6 protein-coding genes and 1 other RNA gene are annotated in these 9,109 nt (G+C 42.2%); 6 read left to right on the forward strand and 1 reads right to left on the reverse strand.

Annotation, left to right across the window (positions count from 1 at the left end):
* Positions 1-106 precede the first annotated feature (106 nt).
* The 6 genes from MKL33_RS10175 to MKL33_RS10200 all read left to right on the forward strand — a co-directional run bounded on the left by MKL33_RS10175 (position 107) and on the right by MKL33_RS10200 (position 7,705).
* The gene (locus MKL33_RS10175) at positions 107-604 is read left to right on the forward strand and encodes a thioesterase family protein (protein WP_002121786.1); all 498 of its coding nucleotides are present in this window, start codon (positions 107-109) and stop codon (positions 602-604) included.
* A 267-nt stretch (positions 605-871) separates the two neighbouring features.
* Entirely contained in the window at positions 872-2,023 is a 1,152-nt protein-coding gene (locus MKL33_RS10180) for an EmrA/EmrK family multidrug efflux transporter periplasmic adaptor subunit (RefSeq protein WP_005070833.1), read from the forward strand.
* Positions 2,024-2,029: 6 nt separating this feature from the next.
* On the forward strand, positions 2,030-3,553 hold the full coding sequence (locus MKL33_RS10185; RefSeq protein ID WP_270906905.1) for a DHA2 family efflux MFS transporter permease subunit: 1,524 nt from the start codon (positions 2,030-2,032) through the stop codon (positions 3,551-3,553).
* A 303-nt stretch (positions 3,554-3,856) separates the two neighbouring features.
* Entirely contained in the window at positions 3,857-5,842 is a 1,986-nt protein-coding gene (gene ggt / locus MKL33_RS10190; protein ID WP_270906906.1) for a gamma-glutamyltransferase, read from the forward strand.
* A 161-nt stretch (positions 5,843-6,003) separates the two neighbouring features.
* Positions 6,004-6,363, forward strand: a transfer-messenger RNA (tmRNA) gene (gene ssrA, locus MKL33_RS10195).
* A gap of 175 nt (positions 6,364-6,538) precedes the next feature.
* Positions 6,539-7,705, forward strand: a complete 1,167-nt coding sequence (locus MKL33_RS10200) for a tyrosine-type recombinase/integrase (RefSeq protein ID WP_270906907.1) — start codon at positions 6,539-6,541, stop codon at positions 7,703-7,705.
* Between the two features lie 120 nt (positions 7,706-7,825).
* Here MKL33_RS10200 and MKL33_RS10205 read toward each other — a convergent pair whose 3' ends face one another.
* Positions 7,826-9,034: an IS256-like element ISAba26 family transposase gene (locus MKL33_RS10205; protein WP_000343018.1), complete on the reverse strand. Its 1,209-nt coding sequence runs from the start codon at positions 9,032-9,034 to the stop codon at positions 7,826-7,828.
* Positions 9,035-9,109: the final 75 nt, after the last annotated feature.

Genomic DNA, 9,109 nt, shown 5'->3' on the forward strand with positions numbered 1-9,109 from the left:
TGGCGGATATTCCATTACTGTCAACCGACTGCTGTATTGTAGCCCCATAATGCTGGATTTGTACAAAATTATGGGTGTTTATCATGCTTTTAAATTTAGGCAATATATGAGTGAAGAAAAGAAAAATTGGACTGGGAACATCCATTTAGGTGCAAAAACTGACCTAACTGTGGTTCTCAACCAATTATGTAAGGCGTTTAATAGCTCTCCTTTTTTTAAGCATAGTGGAATGATTATGCGTGTGGTGGACGGGCACATTGAAGGCTATATCGAGATGCAACCTAACCTGATTGGCAATTTGGCATTTCAGATTTTGCATGGTGGTGTTGCTGCAACTTTGCTCGATAGTATTGGTGGAATTGTAGCAATGGAACACCTATACCGCCGTTCAACTCCCGAAACTTTAACTGAAACCATTAAGCAAGTGTCACGTTTGGCAACTGTCGATATGCGTGTAGATTATTTAGCACCGGGGCGTGGTAAATATTTTATTGCACGTGCCGAAGTACTACGTCTAGGTCGTAAGGGCTGCACCATGCGCATGACCATGGTCAATGATGAAGATAAAGCGATTGCTGCGGGTATTGCTTCATATGCCTATTAAGTAATGAATTGAATCATTTAAAAGCGCCAAGTGCGCTTTTTTTAGTGTATAAAAAGCAGAAATTTTTAAAAAAACTTTGAGATAAACATTAATTTAATTAGAACGAACGCATTAGTTATAAATTTTTATTCTCATATTATGAGGTTTTAGCGTTAAAATTAGCTCCTTTGACAATGCGGTATGTCTTGTTTATAGAAAAATAAAAACTCTATAACAAGGTGTAGTGCGAGATTGATGGCAAAGCCAACTCATCTTTAGGAACATACCATGACTGATGCACAAAGCAATGTACAAGAAACAGTGCCAACAACATCTGCCTCGGATGAAAACAATCAAAACAAGCGCAAAAAATTTCTTGGTTTTTTTGCGCTGATTTTATTGATCGCCGCTATTTTGTATGCAATCTGGGCATTATTTTTAAATAATTCCGTGAGTACGGATAATGCCTATGTCGGTGCAGAAACCGCGCAAATTACTTCAATGGTGAGCGGACAGGTCGCTCAGGTTGTCGTAAAAGATACCCAAACGGTACATCGTGGTGACGTGCTGGTTCGTATTGATGACCGTGATGCCAAAATTGCATTGGCCCAAGCTGAGGCAGAACTTGCCAAAGCAAAACGCCAATACAAACAAACTGCGGCAAACAGTAGTTCTTTAAACTCTCAAGTTGTGGTGCGTGCTGACGAAATTAACAGTGCCAAAGCACAGGTTGCTCAAGCACAGGCAGATTATGACAAAGCTGCTTTAGAGTTAAACCGCCGTGCACAGCTTGCTGCCTCTGGTGCAGTGTCTAAAGAAGAACTCACTAAGGCACAAAGTGCAGTTGAAACAGCCAAAGCAGGGCTAGAGCTTGCTAAAGCTGGTTTAGCGCAAGCCTCTTCGAGCCGTAAAGCTGCTGAAAGTACCTTAGCTGCAAATGAAGCGTTAATTCAGGGTGTAAGCGAAACTTCGACACCTGATGTACAAGTTGCACAAGCACATGTTGAACAAGCTCAGCTTGATTTGGAACGTACCGTGATTCGTGCACCAGTTGATGGAGTAGTTACGCGTCGTAATATTCAAGTCGGTCAACGTGTTGCGCCGGGCACCAGCATGATGATGATTGTGCCGCTCAATGATTTATATGTAGATGCAAACTTTAAAGAAAGTCAGTTGAAAAAAGTCCGTCCGGGTCAGGAAGTCACGCTTACTTCAGATTTATATGGCGATGACGTTGAATATCACGGCAAAGTGATGGGCTTCTCTGGTGGTACAGGCTCTGCCTTTGCCTTAATTCCGGCTCAAAACGCAACAGGTAACTGGATTAAAGTGGTTCAACGCTTACCGGTTCGTATTGCACTTGACCCGAAAGAACTTGCTGAACACCCACTGCGTGTTGGCTTGTCGATGGAAGCAAAAGTCGACTTATCTGCGAAGTAAACGCTTATGAAAACGCAAACACCTTTTGCCGAACTAAGCGGTGGCCGTTTAATACTGGCAGCGTTTGTTATTGCCTTGTCGAACTTTATGGTCGTGCTCGATACGACCATTGCCAACGTATCTGTACCGCACATTACCGGTAACCTTGCTGTTTCAAGTACACAAGGAACATGGGTTGTTACGTCGTATGCTGTTGCAGAAGCGATTTGTGTACCTTTAACAGGTTGGCTTGCGGGTCGCTTTGGAACCGTTCGGGTTTTTATTTTTGGTCTGATTGGTTTTACCATTTTTTCTTTCTTGTGCGGTCTAGCAAACTCGTTAGGCATGCTGGTGTTTTTCCGTATTGGCCAAGGTCTATGCGGTGGTCCACTTATGCCACTCAGTCAAACCTTGCTGATGCGCATTTTCCCTCAAGAAAAGCATGCACAGGCGATGGGCCTATGGGCCATGACTACCGTCGTTGGACCAATCTTAGGGCCAATTTTGGGTGGTCTGATTAGTGACAACCTGTCTTGGCACTGGATTTTCTTTATTAACATACCAGTCGGGATTATTTGTGTTTTAGCGGCAATCCGTTTGCTTAAACCAGCCGAAACAGAAACCATTTCTTTAAGAATCGACACGGTCGGTTTAGGTCTGTTAATTCTCTGGATTGGTGCACTACAGCTCATGCTCGATTTGGGGCACGAACGAGATTGGTTTAACAGCACCAGCATTATCGTTTTAGCTTTAACTGCCGCCATTGGCTTTGTGGTATTCCTCATATGGGAACTCACCGATAAACACCCCGTTGTGGATGTGAAAGTCTTCAGGCATAGGGGTTTTGCCATATCGGTGCTGGCTTTGTCGCTTGGCTTTGGAGCATTCTTTGGCAGTATTGTTCTGATTCCGCAGTGGTTGCAAATGAACCTTTCCTATACCGCGACATGGGCCGGCTATTTAACTGCAACCATGGGCTTTGGTAGTTTGACCATGTCACCGATTGTGGCAAAGCTCTCCACTAAATATGATCCACGCGCGCTGGCGAGTTTTGGTTTGATTTTGCTGGGTGGTGTGACCTTAATGCGGGCATTCTGGACCACAGACGCCGACTTTATGGCACTGGCTTGGCCGCAAATCTTACAAGGTTTTGCTGTACCATTCTTCTTTATTCCACTGTCGAATATTGCACTCGGTTCGGTACTCCAGCAAGAGATTGCATCTGCTGCGGGCCTCATGAACTTCTTAAGAACCATGGCAGGGGCGATTGGTGCTTCAATTGCAGTGACGGTATGGGACGACCACGCCAAAGTTGCCCGTAGTGAAATGGTCTCAAACCTACATACGACTGAAGTACAAAACACACTTTTGCAAAATGGTTTTACAGCTGACTCGACCTTAGGAATTATTTCAAATCTAGTCGATAAAGAAGCCATTACCATGTCGGCAAACCATGTGTTTTTGCTATTTGCGATGGTGTTTGTCTTTGCAGGGCTGGTCATTTGGCTATGTCCAAAACCCAAACAGGTCAGTGGCATGCCTTCTCACTAAACATAAAAAAGCATCTCTTCGGAGGTGCTTTTTTTAGGCCAACTACAAAATGAGTGAGTTTATAAATAGCAGATTTAGCCTGTATTTAAAGAAATAAAGCATGCCAGAATTGGGCAAATCAGTTATAAAAGAGTGTGATAACAAACAAGGAGACATCACACAGGGCACAAAATAAACACCCTTAATCATTTAATATTATTAAAACTTTATTTTTATCAAAGATTAAAAAACTGAAGACCTGAAAACAAAGAAGCTTGCATGGCAATTGCATGGATAGGCAGGCGTATATATTGGAGTTATCACGTGAATAAAAGATATTCATTTTTGTTCAGTAGTTTATTAGCAGTCGGTTTATTACAAGGATGTGGAGATGACTCCTCGTCAGATCAGCCCAAGGATGATTCAAATACAACCCCGCCCAATTTAATTGTAGATAATGACCCGACCAGTTGTAGCAAACTGGCTCAAGACGGTTCAAGCGTGGTGGTCGGTTCAAACCAAAATGGTGACCCAGCCGCACCAGAGGGTGCTTCGGGTTATAGACTCGGTAACACGGTTAAATACGCAGATAAATATATGGTGGTGGCCAACACACCACTTGCGGTAAAAGCAGGCTGTGATGTTTTAAAAGCCGGCGGTAGCGCAGTCGATGCAGCCGTTGCGGTACAAGCAGTGCTTGGTTTGGTCGAGCCACAGTCGAGTACCATTGCTGGTAGTGGTTTTATGATGTATTACGATGCCAAAACCAAACAGGTCACGGCTTATGATGGTCGTGAAACCGCACCCGCCGCAGCTAACCCATATTATTTAATTCGCCAAAATATGGATGACCCAAATTCACCAGCACCAGTACCAAGTGCGCGCCGTAGTGGTCGCTCGATTGGTGTGCCGGGTGTGATGCGTTTGCTTGAACAAGCACAAAAAGAGCATGGCAAACTCAAGTGGAACCAGCTTTTTGGTGAAGCGATTGGTTTGGCTGACAATGGTTTCCGCATACCGGGGCGTTTGGCAGATGCAATTGCAAGCAATGCAAACAATTTAGCGCTCGATGCAAATGCAATGGCAACTTATTTCTATACAGATGGTTCACCACGTAAAGTCGGTGAGACCATGACCAATAAGGCCTATGCAAAAACGCTTGAAGCACTTGCCACGCAAGGCGCAAATGCACTACACACTGGGCCGATTGCGCAAGCCATTGTGGCAAAAGCAGGTCAAACGGTAGGTGATGACCCAGCAAAAACTCCAATTACCCCAAGTTTAATGACCTTGCAGGATTTATCAAACTATCAGGTGAAAAAACGCGACCCGATTTGTACAACGTACCGTGACCGTTACTATGTATGTACCATGCCACCTCCATCTTCGGGAGGAATAGCAGTTGCACAGACGCTAGGTATTTTAGAAAACTTTGATATGTCGCTTTATCCACCTAAAAACCCTGAAAATGAAGGTGGTGTGCCCGATGTTATGGGTGTGCATTTAGTGTCTGAAGCAGAGCGTTTGGCCTACGCCGACCGCGATAAATATGTGGCAGACACCGACTTTGTCGCTTTACCAGCACAGGGTATATCAAGTTTTATTGATAAAAATTACCTGAAACAACGTGCCGCACTGATTAACCCGAACCAAAGTATGGGCGTTGCACCAGCAAGTAATTTCAACCCAGCTTCGGGCGTGGACACCACTGTTGAACATGGCACGACTCAGTTCACGATTGTAGATGCCTATGGCAATGTGGTTTCAATGACATCGACTGTTGAATCTAGCATGGGTTCATTCCATATGGTGGATGGTTTCTTGCTGTCAAACCAGTTAACTGACTTTAGCGCAAACCCTTATGACAGCACTGGGGCACTGGTTGCCAACCGTGTAGAAGGAGGCAAACGCCCACGTAGTACTATGGCGCCAACTTTAGTGTTTAAAGGCACCACGCCAGATGAGTTTTATATGGCAACAGGTTCACCAGGCGGCGGTACGATCATTCAATATGTGGTTAAAACTTTGGTGGGAGCATTGGATTGGAACCTAAATGCACAGCAGGCCACTTCGCTTGTAAACTTTGGCGCAACCAATAGCAAAAACACCAATGTGGATAGCTCGAATGTACAGCTTTCCTTAGTTGACCTGATTGAAGGCTTAAAAGCAAAAGGGCATGGCATCTCTAACACTGCACAAACTAGTGGTATTTCAACGATTATGAAAGTAAATATTAATAATCAAAGCAAATACGCAGGTGGGGTAGACCCACGCCGTGAAGGTATTGTGTTAGGTAATGGTGCCTTATAGATCAAACTTTAAAAAAAGCTGTCATTTTTGGCAGCTTTTTTATGAGGGGCCTTGAAAAAAACAAAAGGCTCTCCATTATGTAAATATGTTCATCAGTAGCAGACTGTTGATAAATTGCACAGCATTTTATTTTAGTTATGCTATGATGTTCAGACATTCATGGGGATGTTATTGGCTTCGACGCCGGTGATGAAACTCATAGATGCATGCCGAGAGCGCATTTTCTCTCGTAAATAAAATTTGCATTTTAATAGTCGCAAACGACGAAACTTACGCTCTAGCTGCCTAAGGGCAGTTTGTCCGCTTCCTAGAATACTTGTGGTTTAGGAACCCGACCGTAGCGCACGCACACAAGTCCGTATAGAGTCAAGCCTCGGGGCTTTATACCAAACTTAGAGGATCGCACCTTGTACCCTGTTCGTCGGGTCACTTGGTGTTAAAACAATAGACGATATCTAAGCATGTAGTATTCTCGAGCGTAGTGCTGGCGGACGCGGGTTCAACTCCCGCCATCTCCACCAAATACTAAGATCAAAGTTAATCACATATGATTAGAGTTGATCAAAAAGCCTTAAATCTTAATGATTTAGGGCTTTTTTAATGCCTTCGATTTAATCATTCTTGATTCAGCTTAATCATTGATAATCAAACTTTATCACTATAAGCTGTTATACAATTGTTATACGGTATAACACTATGCTTTCGGATGCCCAAGTAAAGTCATTAAAACCTAAAGAATCTAGATACTCAGTTGCAGATGGGGAAGGATTGAACATTTCAGTATTTCCAAACGGGAAAAAGAAATGGGTTTTGTCATATCGTCAAAATGGGAAACAAAATCAAAAGATGCTTGGTGAATATCCCGTTATGGGATGTAAGGAAGCGCGTCTACAAGCAAGACAATTAAAATTAGAATATCAGGGCAAGGTAGCCAATTCTCCACCAGTCCATAAGGTTGTTGAGGAGTGGTTAAGTATCATGAAATCACAATGGACCAGCAAAAAATACTATGACACAGTCGAATATCGACTTGCATATCTAACCGAAGACTTTAAAAATCTTCCAATTAATGAAGTTGAAAGAAAGCATATCTCGAAGAAAATTAAAGAAATTGTTGCAAAGGGTACTTTAGAAACAGCAAGCCGTGCATTAAGACTTGGCAAGCAGGTATTTGATTTTGCTATTGCCTCAGATTATACAGATCGTAATCCATGTACATTGGTGGAGGATGTAATTCCAGAATATGAATCTGACAGTCATCCTTGTCTTCCTGCAAGCGAAATGCCTGAATTCTTTAGACGTATGCATGCGAGCCATTCAAGTTCCATAGTTAAAATGGCAATGCTTCTAGTTTGTTATACAGGAACGCGTATAACAGAATTATTAAAGGCTAGATGGGATTCTGGCGAACTAGATTTTGAAAATAAGGTTTGGATTATTCCAGCTGATCGCATGAAAAGAAGAAAGGAATTAATGGTTCCATTGGTACCGCAGATTTATGCTCTATTTAAGGAACTCGAAAGCGTAAAAACTGATGATGGTTATATATTTAAAAAACGTGGAAAGCCTTATGAGTATATGACCTCTGAGTCGGTACTTACCATGATAAAAAGAATGGGCTACGAAGACAAAATGGTTACTCATGGTTTCCGTTCATTATTTTCGACTCACGCAAATGAAAGTAAATTATTCCGTGGTGAGGTGATAGATTATCAAATTGCCCATGTGAATAAATCTACAAAAGCAGATAAGACAAGTAAAATTTATAACCGTGCTGAATATTGGGATGAGCGAGTAGAGCTTATGACTTGGTATGCAAATGAAGTAGAAGGATGGATAAAAGGCGCTTATTTAGCGCCTTGAATTGCAGTTTTAATTTTAGCTACGGATTGAGAAGTCCATCCTTTATAAGTTTTGGACTCTCGATCTGGCGGGAACTCCTCCAAATAGAGCCTGTAAATTATTTTGTGTAAGTTCCATTTTTTATAAATGATCTTTTAATCGATCATCGAACTGAATCGTAAACCAATTCATTGCTAAACGCCAATTTTGAATTGGCATCGTCCATTTCTTCGCAGCATTTGATGTTGCTAAGTAAATGACCTTCTTTACTGAGTCATCAGATGAAAAGATTTTCCTTTTCTTCGTTGAATGGCGTATTACGCTATTCAACGACTCAATCGCATTTGTTGTATAAATTGCATGACGTATTTCGGCTGGATAGCTAAAGATCGTTCGGATATTTTCCCAATTGGCCCGCCAGGATTCTCCAATTTTGGGATACTGGTGATTCCATTGATCACAGAAGATGTCTAGGGATTTTAAAGCATTTTCCTCTGTACTTGCCTGATAAATCGCTTTCAGACCCGACGTAACAGCTTTGTAGTCTTTCCAGCTTACAAATCTCAGGCTATTGCGTACAACATGCACGATACACAGTTGAATATCAGTATGAGGGTAAACAGAGGCTATCGCGTCAGGGAAGCCTTTTAATCCATCTACACAGGCAACAAGAATGTCCTGTACTCCTCGATTTTTTAGCTCTGTCATGACTGACAGCCAGAATTTGGCACCTTCTGTCTGAGCAATCCACATACCCAGTAATTCTTTTTGCCCATCCATATTGATGCCTAAAGCAAGGTATACGGACTTGTTAATCACATTGGAGTGCTGACGGACTTTGACAACAATACAGTCAAGATAGACAACAGGATAAAGGCTATCTAAGGCTCTATTTTGCCACTCAGTCACTTGCTCAATCACAGCATCGGTAACTTTGCTGATGAGAGATGCTGACACATCGGCATCGTACATTTCTTTGAAGAAGGCTACAATTTCCCTATTAGTCATTCCTTTTGCATACAGTGAGAGGATTTGGTCATCCATACTGGTGATGCGTGTTTGGTGCTTTTTGATAATTTGTGGCTCAAATGAACCTTCTCGATCACGGGGAATATCTAAAGCCAGTTGTCCATCTTGAGTTGTAATGGTTTTAGAACTAAACCCATTACGGCTATTTGAGCCTTTCTTGGGCTGATGCTTTTCATAACCGAGATGGTCTGAAAGTTCAGTATTGAGTGCAGTTTCAATCATGAATTTTTTAAAGACTGCTGTCATTTGGTTTAAGTCTTCTGGTGTTTTTAGACCTTTAGCCAATTCGGCAGCCATACTTTTGATTGTTGCTTCATCCATGTGAAGTACCTTTTGTAATTATCCTCTGAAGGATAAATGAAAATTAAGTACTTACACAAAATTTAGAACAGTCCC

Origin of the sequence: Acinetobacter sp. AOR43_HL, assembly GCF_027854635.1 — a bacterium.
Lineage (GTDB): Bacteria > Pseudomonadota > Gammaproteobacteria > Pseudomonadales > Moraxellaceae > Acinetobacter > Acinetobacter pittii.